Origin of the sequence: Pseudomonas gingeri (assembly GCF_013385635.1) — a bacterium.
In the GTDB taxonomy this organism is placed as follows: Bacteria; Pseudomonadota; Gammaproteobacteria; order Pseudomonadales; family Pseudomonadaceae; genus Aquipseudomonas; species Aquipseudomonas gingeri_A.
Genome location: NZ_JACAPR010000006.1, coordinates 103,338 through 117,821, shown reverse-complemented (window position 1 = coordinate 117,821; position 14,484 = coordinate 103,338). Strand labels below are relative to the sequence as shown.

Sequence of the window (14,484 nt, the reverse complement as noted above, 5' to 3'; positions counted from 1 at the left end):
CGACGGCTGCCGGACGCATGGCCGGCCACTAATAAAAAGAAGATCCAACCATGACTATCAGACATATCAGCATCGCCACCACCTTCTGTGCCTCACTCGGCCTGGTCGCTGCCGCACAGGCAACGGAAACCGGGGGCGGCGTGTATCCCAACGGCGCCGAGAACTACCTGGCCGGGGCACTGCCACCACCGGGTCTCTACGAGCTGACCTACCTGACGCAATACAGCGCCAATCGCTTCAATGACGGCAGCGGCCATTCCGGCTTCCTGCCGGACTTCAAGGTCCGCGCCGATGCCCTGGTTTCACGAACCGTCTACGTCAGCGACAAGACATTCATGGGCGCGAACTGGGGTGGCCACGTCATCGTCCCGCTGGTGGACCTGGAGGTCGATGCGGCGGGGGTCAACGATCATCGCCGGGGTGTCGGGGACATCACCGTGAATCCGCTGATCATGGGCTGGCATTTCGACAATGGCCTGCACCTCACTACCGGCTTGGACATCAACGTGCCCCTCGGCAGTTACGACCGCAACGCCCAGGCCAACTTCAGCCGACACTACTGGAACTTCGAGCCGGTCGTGGCGTTTGCCTATTACGACCCCAACGGTTTCGCCCTGGACATGAAGTTCATGTACGACTTCAACCAGAAGAACACCTCCGCCCAGATTACCGGGCTGAACCCGACTGGCAGCGACTACCGTTCCGGGCAAGAATTGCACTTCGACTTCGCCGCCGGCTACAACATCGACAAATGGCAGGTGGGTGTCTCGGGGTATTACTACCGGCAGACCACCGACGACCATGTCAGCGACCGGGCCACGCAAGACGTCATCGATAGCCTGGACGGACTCAAGGGCCAGGCCTTCGCCCTGGGACCGGCGATCAAGTACAACGCCGGGCCGGCGCAGATCATCGCCACCTGGCAGCATGAGTTTGAAAGCGAATATCGGCCCCAGGGCGAAAGGCTCTGGCTGAAATTCATCATCCCGTTCGGCAAATAGGGCACACAAAGGGGACGCTGTCTCCCGGGCGAGGGACGCCTCGGGAGACCCGTACGCGGGGGTTTACTTGTCCTCGGCTTTCTTGAGCTTCGGATTGGGGAAAAACTGCACGGTCTGGACTTTCTTGTCTGCGACCTTCACCACCGGTGCATTGACCCGCGTGCCCAGTTCCTTGGGCACCGACAAGCCTTGTTCATTCAATGTATCGGCATAACCGCAGGCCACGCACTCACGGTGCGGAACGTCGTCTTCGCTCCACATCATCAGCTTGTCCTGCTCGCTGCACGCCGGGCAGACCGCCCCGGCGATAAAGCGTTTCTTGGTCCTGGTCACGGGTGCCTCACTCATGCTGCCGCGTCCTCGCTCAGGCCGCTGTGGCGCAAGAGTGCGTCAATCGACGGCGCACGGCCACGGAAGTCGACGAACAGCACCATCGGCGCCTGGGAACCGCCACGGGCCAGGATGGCTTCGCGGAACGCGCGGCCGGTCTCGGCGTTGAGCACGCCGTCTTCCTCGAACTTGGAAAAGGCATCGGCCGACAGCACTTCAGCCCACTTGTAGCTGTAGTAGCCCGCCGCGTAACCACCGGCGAAAATATGCGCAAAGCTGTTGGGAAAGCGGTTGTAGGCCGGCGGACGCATCACCGAGACCTCGTTGCGCACGCCTTCGAGCACCTGCGCCACGCTGCGGCCGTCGCCGTGGGTGGCGTGCAGTTCGAAGTCGAACAGCGAGAACTCCAGTTGGCGGACCATCATCAGGCCGGACTGGAAGTTTTTCGCCGCGAGCATTTTTTCCAGCAGGTCCTGGGGCAGCGGCTCGCCGCTTTCGTAGTGACCGGAGATCAGCGCCAGGCCTTCCGGCTCCCAGCACCAGTTCTCCATGAACTGGCTCGGCAGTTCCACCGCATCCCAGGCCACGCCGTTGATGCCGGAGACACCGGCGTGCTCGACGCGGGTCAGCAGGTGGTGCAGGCCGTGGCCGAATTCGTGGAACAGGGTGGTCACTTCATCGTGGGTCAGCAGTGCGGGCTTGCCGCTGTCGGCCGGGGCGAAGTTGCACACCAGGTTGGCCACCGGGCTTTGCAGCACGCCATCGACGGTGCGGCGACGGTCGCGGGCACCGTCCATCCAGGCACCGCCACGCTTGTTGGCGCGGGCATAGAGGTCGAAGAAGAAACGCCCGACGTGCTGGCCGTTCTCCTTGATCTCGAACAGGCGGACATCCGGGTGCCAGGTGTCGAAACCTTTCTGCTCGGCAATCTCGATGCCGTACAGTTTTTGCACAATGGCGAACAGGCCGCCCAGCACCTTGTCGATCGGGAAGTAGGCGCGCAGGGCTTCCTGGGAAACGCTGTAGCGCTGTTCACGCAGTTTCTCGCCGTAGAACCCGCTGTCCCAGCTTTGCAGCTCGGCGCAGCCCTGCTCGGCGGCGTAGGCCTTGAGCTGTTGCAGGTCCTGGGCGGCGAACGGCTTGCTGCGCTTGGCCAGGTCACGCAGGAAGGTCAGCACCTGGTCGCTGGAGTCGGCCATCTTGGTCGCCAGGCTCAATTCGGAGAAGCTGGCGAAGCCCAGCAGTTGCGCAAGCTCCTGGCGCAGGTCGAGGATGTCCTGCATCACCGGGCCGTTGTCGTTCTGGCCGGCGTTCGGGCCCTGGTCCGAGGCACGGGTGCAATAGGCGGAGTAGACCTCTTCGCGCAGGGCGCGGTCCTCGGCGTAGGTCATCACCGCGTAGTAGCTGGGGAATTCCAGGGTGATCAACCAGCCGTCGAGGCCCTTGGCCTGGGCGGCGGCGGCCATCTGCGCCTTGGCCGAGTCGCTCAGCCCGGCGAGGCCGGCCTCGTCGGTAATGTGTTTGGTCCAGGCCTGGGTCGCGTCGAGCAACTGGTTGGAAAAGCGGCTGCCCAGCTCGGACAGCTTGCTCTGCACTTCGGCATAACGCTTCTGCTCGGCTTCGGGCAGGTCGATACCCGACAGCCGGAAATCGCGCAGGGAATGTTCGAGAATGGTCTTCTGCGCCACGTCGAAGCCGGCGGCCTCGGGGCTGTTGGCCAGGGCTTCGAAGGCCTGGAACAGTGCGCGGTTCTGGCCCAGCTCGGTGGAGTAGGCGCTCAGCGCCGGCAGGCAGGCCTCATAGGCTTCGCGCAGTTCGGCGCTGTTGCACACGGCATTGAGGTGGCTGACCGGGCTCCAGGCGGCGCCCAGGCGGTCGTTGAGCTCGTCCATGGCCAGGACCAGGCCGGCCCAGCTCGGATTTTTCCCCTGGCTTTGCAGGATGCCTTCGATGGCGGCACGGTTGTCGGCGAGGATCTGTTCGATGGCCGGTTGTACGTGCTCGGCACGGATCGCCGAGAACGGCGGCAGGTCGTAGGACTGCAGAAGAGGGTTGTTCGCGCTCACGGTGGGCACCTTGGCTGAAGAAACATGTAAGAACAAAGATGGGGCCATCTTAATTACAATCAATGCCCACCGCAGCTATCAGCAACAGAGAGAGAGCCTATCGTGACCCTTCGCACCTACCAGAATCACACGCCGGCCCTTGGCGCCGGGGCTTTTGTCGATGCATCGGCGGTGGTGATCGGCGATGTCGAGATCGGCGCCGACAGCTCGGTGTGGCCACTGACGGTGATCCGCGGCGACATGCACCGCATCCGCATCGGCGCCCGCACCAGCGTGCAGGATGGCTGCGTGCTGCACATCACCCACGCCGGGCCCTTCAATCCGGAGGGCTTCCCGCTGCTGATCGGTGACGACGTGACCATCGCCCACAAGGTCATGCTGCACGGTTGCAGCGTCGGCAGCCGGATCCTGATCGGCATGGGCAGTATCGTCATGGATGGGGCGGTGATCGAGGACGAGGTGATCGTCGGCGCCGGCAGCCTGGTGCCGCCGGGCAAGCGCCTGGCCAGCGGCTTTCTCTATGTTGGCAGCCCGGTGAAGCAGGTGCGGGCCCTGACGGACAAGGAGAAGGCGTTTTTCACCTACAGCGCCTCGAACTACGTGAAGCTCAAGGATCAGCATATCGCCGAAGGTTACCACCGGGTCGATTGATCGTTATTTGTACAGACTGGGGTATTTCATGCATTACCAGACGATTTTGTTCGACCTCGACGGCACCCTGACCGACCCGCGCGAGGGCATCACCCGCTCGATCCAGTATGCCCTCGGCAAGCTGGGTATCGACGAACCGGACCTGAGCAAGCTCGAACACTTTATCGGCCCGCCGCTGTTGCAGGCCTTCATGCAGTTCTACGGCTTCGACGAGGCCAAGGCCTGGGAAGCGGTGAATTTCTACCGCGAGCGTTTCAAGGTCACCGGGCTGTATGAAAACCGTGTGTTCGACGGGGTCACCCCCTTGCTGGAGACCCTCGGCGGACAAGGTCGCACCTTGTATATCGCCACATCCAAGCCGTGGGTCTTCGCCCGCGAGATTGCCCGGCACTTCGATTTTGCCCGGCACTTCAAGGTGATCTACGGCAGCGAGCTGGACGGCACCCGGACCGACAAGGTGGAACTGATCGCCCACCTGGTCGCCGAAGAACAGCTGGAACCGGGCAATACGCTGATGATCGGCGACCGCAAGCACGACCTGATCGGCGCCCGGCGCAACGGCCTGGATGCGGCGGCGGTGGGTTATGGCTTCGGCAGTTTCAAAGAGCTGGATGGCGAACAGCCGGCGTATCACTTCCAGACCCTGGCCGAGTTGCATCGGGCGTTTGTGTAGGGCGTCGTCCCCTGTGGCGAGCGGGCTTGCCCGAGATCGGCTGCGAAGCAGTCGTAAAACCTGCAAGCCCGGTTTGCCTGGTGCGTTGAGTCGACAGGTTTCAGGGACGCTTCGCGCCCCAACGCGAGCAAGCCCGCTCGCCACAGAGGCCGGTCAGCCAGGCATCAATCGACGCAAGGCCGCCTTGCGCTCATCAGCCGGCAGGCCCCCGAGCTTCTCCACCGCACTGAAAAACGCCGGCCAGTCACCGTTGACCTGCCGGAACAGCGCGGCAAACGCCGGCACCCATTGGTCATACAGACCAAAGGGCAGCAGCTTGGCGTTGTTCAGTGGCGAGTTGATCCAGGCGTCGTAGCGCTTGTCCCCGGCCCACTGCGTCGCCTGCACCCGGCGATACTCCTCGCGCAAGCGTTCGAATTCCGCGGCCTTGCGCTGACGCATCTGTTCGGCCGGCAAGGGCAGAGCGTAGAGCGCCTGCAGGCGTTCACGGGTATGCAGCACCAACTCGATGAACTGATCCTTCTGCGCCACATCGTTGGCCTTGGCCGGCGGCAATCCCCGCACGGCCCGCCACTGGCGCGTGCCTTCCTGTTCGACGAAGTTGGCGTAGGACTCGTTGAACGCGGTGTCATCCTTCACATAGAAGCGCTGGTGCGCCAGCTCATGGAAGATCAGCGTCGCCAGGCGCTCGTCGCCCCAGTTCATCATCGAGTTGAGGATCGGGTCGTCGAACCAGCCCAGCGTCGAGTAGGCCTCGACCCCGCCAATGTACACATCCAGGCCCTGCTGGCGTTGCAGCGCCGCCTCGCCGCGGGCCGCGCCCTGGTCGTAGTAACCGCGATAGGCCACGCAGCCGGCGATGGGGAAGCAGTGACTCCGCGGGGTCAGGGAAAATTCCGGCGTGGCGAAGACATTCCACACCACATAGGGCCGCTTGATATCGGCATACAGGCGATAACTGCGGTTATCCGGCAGATGCAACTGCTGGCTGGCGAAAGTCCGCGCCTCCCGGGAGCGGGCCAGGTGCTCGCGCAGCCTGGGATCGCGGCTCGGGTCGGCGATCACCGCGTCGACCGGCTCTCGGGCGCGCAACAGGCTCAACTGCCCGCCGGCCAACTGGCTGTAGTAACTCACGCTGCTGCAACCGCCGATAAGCAACAGCAGCACGCCGGCGAGCGCGGGACGTAAAAGGGGCGGGAGTCGCCCGGGGCCTGAGCACGGCCTGTGCACCATGGGAAGTCATCCGGTCGGGGTTTGCCGCAAGACTATCGCGCGGAGCGGAAAATAATCATGAATGATTGTCGAGGCTCAGGTGTTCACCGGATGTTGGCCAAGGCGACCCGAAGCACCGATCACGGGTATGCTCAATCCCATATCACCGAGCGAAGTCCATCATGCGCAAGCTTCTTTCCTTCCTAGCCCTTGCCAGCCTTGGCGGTTGCGTCAGCCCTTTGCCGGCGGTCGACCCGCAAATGGCCTGGATCGACATGGGCACCCACACCGGCACCCTGGTCATGGCCGAAAGCGTGGATAAAAAACGCCTGGATGACGGGCGCTTTTTCCAGGTAACCCCGGGCGCCCATGAACTGACCGTGCGCTTCGACTTCGATGTCTACGTGGGCGGCATGGCGATGAACACCGATCCGCTGGAGCGCATCTGCTACATCACCGTGCCCTACGATCACTTCGAAGCCGGCCGGCGTTATCACCTGGAAGCCATCTCCTGGAGCTTCAGCGCCAGCGCGCGGCTCTACAACGACAAGCAGGAACAGATCGGCGAAAGCCAGAATGTGCTCTGCATGCCGTAGAGGACCTCAGTCGTTGTTCTTCTGGTAGATGATCGCCTTGGTGCCGTTTTCGCAGGTCCCGACCACCATGGCGGGATCGTGCTTCTCGGCCTCCTCCTTGGAGACGATCTCCAGGGTATAGGACGGCACGGCGTTGGCCTGGATCTTGACCTCGATCTCGTTCTTCAGCTCCTGGCAATCTTTCGGGGCCGCCAGGGCCGACGCAGCCAGTGCACAACAGAAAATTCCCAGGGCAATGCGTTTCATGGTCAGGCTCCTTCGCGGCAACGCGTCGCAAGGGCGTACGCACTGGGTTGCCACACCCGATTGGACCACAACCGGGCAAGCCAAGTTCTGACCCGGCTCACATCTGCGCGGACAGACTCATTGTGCAGGAGCGGGCTTGCCCGCGAAGAAGAGGCCCTTGAGATCGCTCAAAAGCTTCGCGGGCAAGCCCGCTCCCACACAAGTTCAGACCCACAGGTACCGCACCTACAAAAGCCCGCCCATCCTCAGCTCAGCAAGGTTGCATCCAGCGAGATTTTCGCGTTCAGGACCTTGGACACCGGGCAACCTTCCTTCGCCTTGCGGGTCAGCTCATCGAACTGCTGCTGGCTCGCCCCGGGGATTTTCGCCTTGAGGATCAGGTGCACCGCGGTAATCGCAAAACCACCGTCGACCTGGTCCAGCGTCACCTGCGCGTTGGTGTCGATGCTGTCCGCCTTGAGCCCGGCTTCCCCGAGGATCATCGACAGGGCCATGGAAAAACAGCCGGCGTGGGCCGCGCCGATCAGTTCCTCGGGGTTGGTACCCCGGCCGCCTTCGAAACGCGCCTTGAAGCCATAGGGCGCCTCGCGCAGCACGCCGGTTTCCGTGGAGATGGAGCCGATGCCGGTTTTCAGGTCGCCTTCCCAATGAGCCGATGCTTTCTTCGTGATACTCATAGCTGCCTCCTCAAAAGCCGGCGCGAGGGTTTGCGCCGAACCTAGGGTTCTGAGGATAGTCGGCCCTGCAAAGTTCACCCTGCGTGATCATCAAGTGATGATGATCGTTCCCACTCTCCGCGTGGGAATGCAGCCCGTGACGCTCTGCGTCACAACAGCGGACGCGGAGCGTCCAGAGAAGCCTTCCCACGCTGGAGCGTGGGAACGATCGGGGTGTGTAGGGGCCTTCTGCGTTTTTTGCAGGCTAAAAATTCCGGTGGCTCTTGAAACTCGGGTATATGCCCATATTGCCAGAACACATTGCCAGGTATTTCGCCACGCGCCGAAAGCCTGTGCCCCAAAAAGGAGTAGCAGGCTTATGAAGCGACTGTCCGACGTCAAGTTTTCCACCCTCGACCTGGTGCCCGTGCGCCAGGACGGCAGCCCGGGGCAATCCCTGCGCAACTCGCTGGACCTGGCCCGACACGTAGAAAAATTCGGCTACAACCGCTTCTGGGTCGCCGAACACCACAATATGGACGGTATCGCCAGTTCGGCCACGTCCGTACTGCTGGGCTACCTGGCCGGCGGCACTTCGACCATCCGTGTCGGCTCCGGTGGCGTGATGCTGCCCAACCATGCGCCGCTGGTGATCGCCGAGCAGTTCGGCACCCTGGCCAGCCTGTATCCGGGCCGGATCGACCTGGGCCTGGGCCGCGCGCCCGGCTCCGACCAGATGACCGCCCGCGCCCTGCGCCGCGAGCGCTCGGGCAGCGCCGACGATTTCCCGGAAGATGTCGCCGAACTGATGAAATACCTCGGCCCGCGCACCCCCGACCAGCGGGTGATCGCCATGCCGGGCACCAACACCAACGTGCCGGTGTGGCTGCTCGGTTCGAGCCTGTTCAGTGCCCAGCTGGCCGGTGAGCGCGGCTTGCCCTACGCCTTCGCCTCGCATTTCGCCCCGCGTTTCATGCATGAGGCGATTCGCGTGTACCGCAACCACTTCAAGCCGTCCGAAGTCCTCGACAAGCCCTATGTGATGCTCGGTGTGCCGCTGGTGGCCGCCGACACCGACGAGCAGGCCGATTACCTGGCGACCTCGGTCTACCAGCGTATCCTCGCGCTGATGCGCGGCCAGAGCCTGGTCCAGCGCCCGCCGGTGAAGACCATGGACGGCCTGTGGCTGCCCCATGAGCGCGAGGCGGTCGGCGATTTCCTCGGCCTGGCGATGGTCGGCAGCCCGTCGAAAATCCGCGCCAAGCTGGACGTGCTGATCGAACAGACCCAGGCCGATGAACTGATTTTCACCTGCGACCTGTACGAACACGCCGACCGGCTGCATTCCTACGAGTTGTTGGCGCAGGTGATGAAGGGCTGAAGCTTTATCGACGCCCATGAAAAAGCCGGCGCGCTGCGCCGGCTTTGAGGGCAACCGAAATTACTTGCGCTTGTAGACAATTTCCTTGGTCCCGCCTTCGCAGGTACCGACGACTTTGCCATCATTCTGGCCAGTACCCTTGTCGGCAATCGACAGCGCATAACCATGGACTGGCTTTGCGTCGAGCTTTGCCCGGATTTCCGCTTCCAGCTCTTCACATGGCTTACCCGCGGCAAGGGTAGTGCCCGCAATGCTCAACAAACCTACCGCCAATAGAAGTTTTTTCATCGCTCGCATTCCCTGGTCGAATCAAAAAAAGTGCGTCGGCTTTTGGGCGACGCACATGAGGCTTGATAGAGCCTTCTGTATAGCAATCAATATGGCAGTCGGCCAGCGTAGAAGTTCAAAAGGCCAGTATCCGGTCAGCTATTGGCGATCCTGAAGCCGACTTTCAACGTCACCTGGAAGTGCGCCGCCTTGTTGTCCTTGATATGGCCGCGGGTATCCAGCACTTCGAACCACTCCAGATGCTTGATGCTTTTGCCGGCCTCGGCCAGCGCATTGTTGATCGCTTCTTCGATGCTGTTGGGCGAGGAACCTACCAGTTCGATTTTCTTGTAGGTGTGATGATCACTCATGGCGTTCTCCTGGGCTTTCGGGGCAGTAAACACAGCCTAGCAGTGATTTCCCGAGTGACCCTGAGCGGGTGGGCGGCAGATTTTCTGCACTTTCGCAAACCCGTGCAGTCCCAATCCTCACACGCCACTCATCACTGCAGGAGAACCAACATGGCCCATTCATCGTTACGCAAAGCCTCGTTGCAAAGCATGGAAGCCGAGATCGAGAGCCTGCTCAAGTCTCTGGAAAGCCTCAAAGACGATGCTTCGGACGAGTCGCGCAAAACCCTCAAGGCCCTGAAGGGCAATGCCGAAAGCGCCCTGCGGCACTCCCGCCATCTGCTCAGCGACGCGTATGAGGAGGTCAAGGTCAAGACCCGTGAAACCGGGATCGCCACCCGCGACTACGCCCAGGAGCATCCGTGGACGACCGCCGGTGTCGCGGTCGGGGCCCTCGGCCTGCTGGCCGCCTACCTGCTGTGCAAACGCGGGGATTGAGCGACACCCCTCTTGTAGGAGCCGGCTTGCCAGCGATGGCGTCCAGACAGGCGCCACAAGGCTTGAGGGCATCATCGCCGGCAAGCCGGCTCCTACAGGGTATGCGGTGTTTTCAAGGGGCCGCCCATCCGGCGGTCAGTCCGATCAGGGAACGCCCCGTTCCAACTCGGTCTTGAGCCACTGCGCCAACTGCCCGGCGCGTCCATCGGCGGCGCGCCGGGGCAGCCACAACGCCAGCCGTCCCGGGGTTTCGTTGAAGCCCCAGGGCGCGACCAGGCGACCGGCGCGCAAGTCGTCCGCCACCAGCGGCTGCGGCGCGATCGCCACGCCCAATCCGGCCACCGCCGCTTCAAGCAGGTAATACAGATGCTCGAAGCCCTGCCCATACTTCAACTCGCTGACATCGATACCGTTGTGCCTGGCCCAGCTCGGCCAGGCTTGTGGACGTGACGTGGTGTGCAGCAACGGCTCGCCGACCAGGGCCCGGGCCGGCGCGTTGAGCAGGGCCCCGTAGCGGGCGAAGTGCGGGCTCATCACCGGCCCGATGCGTTCGCTGGCCAACTCATGCACCTGCATATCCGCCGGCCACGGCGGTTCGGCGAACAGCAGCAGGGCATCAAGACCCGGCTTGCGCGGATCGAGATCGCCTTCACCCGCCGACAAGTGCAAACGCAGATCCGGCAGGTCGGCATTCAGTCGGCCGAGACGCGGGATAAACCAGCGAGCCAGCAGGCTGCCGGAACAACCCAGGACAAACGGCGCATCCACCGAGTCCCGGGTCAGCTCGGCGCACACCGCCCGCAGGCGCTCGAAGGCCTCGGCGCTGGCATCACGCAGGCGCAGGCCGGCATCTGTGAGTTTAAGGCCGCGTCCGTCCTTGACGAACAGGCTCAGTCCCAGGTGTTCCTCAAGGACCTTCAATTGCCGGCTGACCGCCCCGTGGGTCACGTGCAGTTGTTCGGCGGCCTGGCTGACACTGTTCAGACGGGCGGTGGCCTCGAAGGCGCGCAAGGCATTGAGCGGGGGCAGGTCGCGGCTCATGGTATCTGTGAGTTTTCCTGACAGGTTATGGCGATCTTATCGGTTTTCATCCGCGCCTGTCATGGTTAGAGTGAACCCATCGCTCATTCATTCGCCCCTCTGGAGCTTCCCATGACCCAGTCCAATCTGCGCAACGGCCCCGACGCCAATGGCCTGTTCGGCGCATTCGGCGGTCGCTACGTGGCCGAAACCCTGATGCCGCTGATCCTCGACCTGAACCGTGAATACGAAGCCGCCAAGACCGATCCGGCGTTCATCGAGGAACTGGCCTACTTCCAGCGCGACTACGTCGGCCGTCCAAGCCCGCTGTATTTCGCCGAACGCCTGACCGAACACTGCGGTGGCGCGAAGATCTACCTCAAGCGTGAAGAGCTGAACCATACCGGCGCGCACAAGATCAACAACTGCATCGGCCAGATCCTGCTGGCGCGGCGCATGGGCAAGAAACGCATCATCGCCGAGACCGGCGCCGGCATGCACGGCGTGGCCACCGCCACCGTGGCCGCGCGCTTCGGCCTGGACTGCGTGATCTACATGGGCACCACCGACATCGAACGCCAGCAGGCCAACGTGTTCCGCATGAAGCTGCTCGGCGCCGAAGTCATTCCCGTGGTGGCCGGCACCGGCACCCTGAAGGACGCGATGAACGAAGCCCTGCGCGACTGGGTGACCAACGTCGACAGCACCTTCTACCTGATCGGCACCGTCGCCGGTCCACATCCGTATCCGGCCATGGTTCGCGACTTCCAGGCGGTGATCGGCAAGGAAACCCGCGAGCAGTTGCAGGCCCAGGAAGGGCGCCTGCCCGACAGCCTGGTGGCGTGTATCGGCGGCGGCTCCAACGCCATGGGCCTGTTCCACCCGTTCCTCGATGACACCAGCGTCGAAATCATCGGCGTCGAAGCCGCCGGCCATGGCATCGAGACCGGCAAGCACGCGGCCAGCCTGAACGGTGGCGTACCGGGCGTGCTGCACGGCAACCGGACCTTCCTGCTGCAGGACGACGACGGCCAGATCATCGACGCCCACTCGATTTCCGCCGGCCTCGACTACCCCGGCATCGGCCCGGAACACGCCTGGTTGCACGATATCGGTCGCGTCCAGTACACCTCGATCACCGATGACGAAGCCCTGGCCGCGTTCCACCAGTGCTGCCGCCTCGAAGGCATCATCCCGGCCCTGGAAAGCGCCCACGCCCTGGCCGAAGTCTTCAAGCGCGCACCGACCCTGCCCAAGGATCACCTGATGGTGGTCAACCTGTCCGGTCGCGGTGACAAGGACATGCAAACCGTCATGCACCACATGCAGCAATCCCAGCAGGAGAAACACTGATGAGCCGCCTGCAAACCCGCTTTGCCGAGCTGAAACAACAGAACCGCGCCGCCCTGGTCACCTTCGTCACCGCCGGCGACCCGGGCTATGACACCTCCCTGGCGATCCTCAAGGGCCTGCCCAAGGCCGGTGCCGACGTGATCGAGCTGGGCATGCCCTTCACCGATCCGATGGCCGACGGCCCGGCGATCCAGCTGGCGAATATCCGCGCCCTGGCCGCCAAACAGAACCTGGCGAAAACCCTGCAGATGGTGCGCGAGTTCCGCGCCGACAACAACGAGACCCCGCTGGTGCTGATGGGTTACTTCAACCCGATCCACCACTACGGCGTGCCGCGCTTTATCGCCGACGCCAAGGCCGCCGGTGTCGACGGCCTGATCGTGGTCGACCTGCCGCCGGAACATAATGGCGAGCTGTGCGACCCGGCCCAGGCCGCCGGTCTGGACTTTATCCGCCTGACCACCCCGACCACCGACGACGTGCGCCTGCCCACCGTGCTCAACGGCAGTTCCGGCTTCGTCTACTACGTCTCGGTGGCTGGCGTGACCGGTGCCGGCTCGGCGACCCTGGAACACGTCGAAGAGGCGGTGAGCCGCCTGCGTCGCCACACCGACCTGCCGATCAGCATCGGCTTCGGCATCCGCACTCCGGAACAGGCCGCCTCCATCGCCCGCCTGGCGGACGGCGTGGTGGTCGGCTCGGCGCTGATCGACCACATCGCCAACGCCACCAGCGACGAACAGGCCGTCGATGGCGTGCTGAGCCTATGCGCGGCACTGGCGGAAGGGGTGCGCACCGCGCGCAACTGAGCCATCGAGTCACCGGTAACACCCGAAGGGCTTCAGCGCTACAGCGCTGAAGCCCTTTTTCATGGGCGTAATAATCCAATCATCGTCTCGGTGTGCGTTTATTGAAAGCGTTGCCGGATAAAAGTGGCTGAGCATCTCCCGCTTGTCTTTCATGCGCGTTCGGCGAGTGAAAGATATAAATAATGGAATAGGGCAAGGGAGTTAAAAAATGGGTGCAGGTTCAATATCTACCGCAGGCACTACTCAGAACACTGAATGGTTCAATAGGTCCGAGAGCATAAAGCGTACCGAGTTGGCAGCACAACTTCAGGTTAACCAAAAAAATATAAAGCTTCTTACAAGATTGGTAACGGAGGTCAGCAACGTTCAAAACGTAAAAGGCGGCGGTTATCTTCGCTTTAACAAAGAAAATGGCGGTCTATATTTCAGTCCAAATAGAAGCATATTGGAAACATTCAGGTTGCGTGATGGGGGGGCTTCAGAGCTTCCTCAATACATGAAAAATTTTGAACTTGGCAAATTCGGCAAAAAAATAAAGTGCGTCACCATTCAAGAAAATCTTAAAAATTGTTTAGCCTCGCATAGAGAACATAATAACGAGCTGGTTAATTCAATTATCAAAATCGACGTTGCTGAGCAGAATAAACTAAGGTCTGTCTCGGGCAGGGAGCTGCATGATGACACTCTCCCCCCTCCAGACTTCAATCCGCCACCGCCACCGGTCGCATGCAAAAACTCGGGCGCCAGCACTGGCGTCAAGCCGATCCCAAAGCCACGTAAAAGGGATATGGATAGAAGCCTGAGCGCCCCCCCGGACAACACCACAAAAGCTGTAGACGCTTCACAATCCAAGGCAATCCTGGAGAGAAGTCAAAGCGCTCCTGGCAAAAACTCCCAAGCCGAAGCCGAAGCCGAAGCCGTGGAGAAAATGTTTGATCGGTCGAATAGCAATCCAACAGCTGATGATTCTATAGACAGCGAGTTCGACAAACTATTTTACTCAGACTCAACGCTTATTAAAATGCCTGCAGAAGATATAGAACGAGAATTTGAGGAAATATTCAAAAACGAACAAAAAACACCTGATGACCAGAGTGCGCAGCCAGCCTCACTCGTCAAACGTAGCAAGTCGGAAGCCGGGACGAATTCCACGCCAATACGAAAAATGCGAAAAGTGGATCTCCTGAAAAACCTGAATAGAACCCAGAGCAATCCCGAAAACAGTACAACAGGAATAACGGAGGGGCAGGTTGGCCAAATGAAAGCTTTCTGGGAGTCTCGGAGCAAGCCCGGCTCGGCTTAACCCGTCCGGTACGCGATAACTCAAAAAACAACAGGGAAGAGCTCATTATCGACGGTAATGTTCTCTTCCCGC

Annotated in this window: 17 protein-coding genes; 9 read left to right on the top strand and 8 right to left on the bottom strand. The window is 61.7% G+C overall.

What is annotated here, in order from left to right; all coding sequences use genetic code 11:
- The first annotated feature begins 50 nt into the window (after positions 1-50).
- Positions 51-1,001: a SphA family protein gene (locus HX851_RS04965; RefSeq protein WP_177062017.1), complete on the top strand. Its 951-nt coding sequence runs from the start codon at positions 51-53 to the stop codon at positions 999-1,001.
- Positions 1,002-1,064: 63 nt separating this feature from the next.
- On the opposite strand, the gene HX851_RS04960 is transcribed toward HX851_RS04965, so the two are convergent.
- Both HX851_RS04960 and prlC read right to left on the bottom strand, forming a co-directional pair.
- Positions 1,065-1,349 (bottom strand): YheV family putative zinc ribbon protein, encoded by a 285-nt coding sequence (locus HX851_RS04960; RefSeq protein WP_177062014.1) that lies wholly within the window; start codon positions 1,347-1,349, stop codon positions 1,065-1,067.
- Positions 1,346-3,445: an oligopeptidase A gene (prlC, locus tag HX851_RS04955; protein ID WP_177062012.1), complete on the bottom strand. Its 2,100-nt coding sequence runs from the start codon at positions 3,443-3,445 to the stop codon at positions 1,346-1,348. Before prlC ends, HX851_RS04960 begins: the two co-directional genes overlap by 4 nt.
- 54 nt (positions 3,446-3,499) lie before the next feature.
- Between prlC and HX851_RS04950 the strand changes: the two genes are divergently transcribed.
- Positions 3,500-4,048, top strand: a complete 549-nt coding sequence (locus HX851_RS04950) for a gamma carbonic anhydrase family protein (RefSeq protein ID WP_177062010.1) — start codon at positions 3,500-3,502, stop codon at positions 4,046-4,048.
- Between the two features lie 28 nt (positions 4,049-4,076).
- Positions 4,077-4,721, top strand: a complete 645-nt coding sequence (locus HX851_RS04945) for an HAD family hydrolase (RefSeq protein ID WP_177065201.1) — start codon at positions 4,077-4,079, stop codon at positions 4,719-4,721.
- Between the two features lie 153 nt (positions 4,722-4,874).
- On the opposite strand, the gene HX851_RS04940 is transcribed toward HX851_RS04945, so the two are convergent.
- Complete coding sequence (locus tag HX851_RS04940) at positions 4,875-5,951, bottom strand: aminopeptidase (protein WP_370590649.1); 1,077 nt, start codon at positions 5,949-5,951, stop codon at positions 4,875-4,877.
- 164 nt (positions 5,952-6,115) lie between these two features.
- Here HX851_RS04940 and HX851_RS04935 point away from each other — a divergent pair, with 164 nt between their 5' ends.
- The gene (locus HX851_RS04935) at positions 6,116-6,529 is read left to right on the top strand and encodes a PA0061/PA0062 family lipoprotein (protein ID WP_177062004.1); all 414 of its coding nucleotides are present in this window, start codon (positions 6,116-6,118) and stop codon (positions 6,527-6,529) included.
- A 6-nt stretch (positions 6,530-6,535) separates the two neighbouring features.
- Here the strand turns inward: HX851_RS04935 and HX851_RS04930 are convergent, their stop codons facing one another.
- Together HX851_RS04930 and HX851_RS04925 are read right to left on the bottom strand one after the other, a co-directional pair.
- Entirely contained in the window at positions 6,536-6,775 is a 240-nt protein-coding gene (locus HX851_RS04930) for a DUF1161 domain-containing protein (protein ID WP_177062002.1), read from the bottom strand.
- Positions 6,776-7,020: 245 nt separating this feature from the next.
- Positions 7,021-7,452 (bottom strand): OsmC family protein, encoded by a 432-nt coding sequence (locus HX851_RS04925; RefSeq protein WP_177062000.1) that lies wholly within the window; start codon positions 7,450-7,452, stop codon positions 7,021-7,023.
- 358 nt (positions 7,453-7,810) lie between these two features.
- Here HX851_RS04925 and HX851_RS04920 point away from each other — a divergent pair, with 358 nt between their 5' ends.
- Positions 7,811-8,812 carry an LLM class flavin-dependent oxidoreductase gene (locus HX851_RS04920; protein ID WP_177061998.1) on the top strand — a complete coding sequence of 334 codons (1,002 nt, stop codon included), beginning with the start codon at positions 7,811-7,813 and terminating at the stop codon, positions 8,810-8,812.
- A 60-nt stretch (positions 8,813-8,872) separates the two neighbouring features.
- Here HX851_RS04920 and HX851_RS04915 read toward each other — a convergent pair whose 3' ends face one another.
- Both HX851_RS04915 and HX851_RS04910 read right to left on the bottom strand, forming a co-directional pair.
- The gene (locus HX851_RS04915; RefSeq protein ID WP_177061996.1) at positions 8,873-9,100 is read right to left on the bottom strand and encodes a DUF1161 domain-containing protein; all 228 of its coding nucleotides are present in this window, start codon (positions 9,098-9,100) and stop codon (positions 8,873-8,875) included.
- Positions 9,101-9,234: 134 nt separating this feature from the next.
- Positions 9,235-9,450 (bottom strand): dodecin, encoded by a 216-nt coding sequence (locus tag HX851_RS04910; RefSeq protein WP_017129246.1) that lies wholly within the window; start codon positions 9,448-9,450, stop codon positions 9,235-9,237.
- 150 nt (positions 9,451-9,600) lie between these two features.
- On the opposite strand from HX851_RS04910, the gene HX851_RS04905 reads away from it, so the two are divergent.
- The gene (locus HX851_RS04905; protein WP_177061994.1) at positions 9,601-9,927 is read left to right on the top strand and encodes an ElaB/YgaM/YqjD family protein; all 327 of its coding nucleotides are present in this window, start codon (positions 9,601-9,603) and stop codon (positions 9,925-9,927) included.
- Positions 9,928-10,071: 144 nt separating this feature from the next.
- On the opposite strand, the gene HX851_RS04900 is transcribed toward HX851_RS04905, so the two are convergent.
- Positions 10,072-10,968 (bottom strand): LysR family transcriptional regulator, encoded by an 897-nt coding sequence (locus HX851_RS04900; RefSeq protein ID WP_177061992.1) that lies wholly within the window; start codon positions 10,966-10,968, stop codon positions 10,072-10,074.
- A 111-nt stretch (positions 10,969-11,079) separates the two neighbouring features.
- Between HX851_RS04900 and trpB the strand changes: the two genes are divergently transcribed.
- The 3 genes from trpB to HX851_RS04885 all read left to right on the top strand — a co-directional run bounded on the left by trpB (position 11,080) and on the right by HX851_RS04885 (position 14,412).
- Positions 11,080-12,300 carry a tryptophan synthase subunit beta gene (gene trpB / locus HX851_RS04895; RefSeq protein ID WP_177061989.1) on the top strand — a complete coding sequence of 407 codons (1,221 nt, stop codon included), beginning with the start codon at positions 11,080-11,082 and terminating at the stop codon, positions 12,298-12,300.
- Positions 12,300-13,109, top strand: coding sequence for a tryptophan synthase subunit alpha (gene trpA, locus HX851_RS04890; protein ID WP_177061988.1), 810 nt, complete (start codon positions 12,300-12,302; stop codon positions 13,107-13,109). Before trpB ends, trpA begins: the two co-directional genes overlap by 1 nt.
- 208 nt (positions 13,110-13,317) lie before the next feature.
- The gene (locus HX851_RS04885) at positions 13,318-14,412 is read left to right on the top strand and encodes a hypothetical protein (protein WP_177065199.1); all 1,095 of its coding nucleotides are present in this window, start codon (positions 13,318-13,320) and stop codon (positions 14,410-14,412) included.
- Positions 14,413-14,484: the final 72 nt, after the last annotated feature.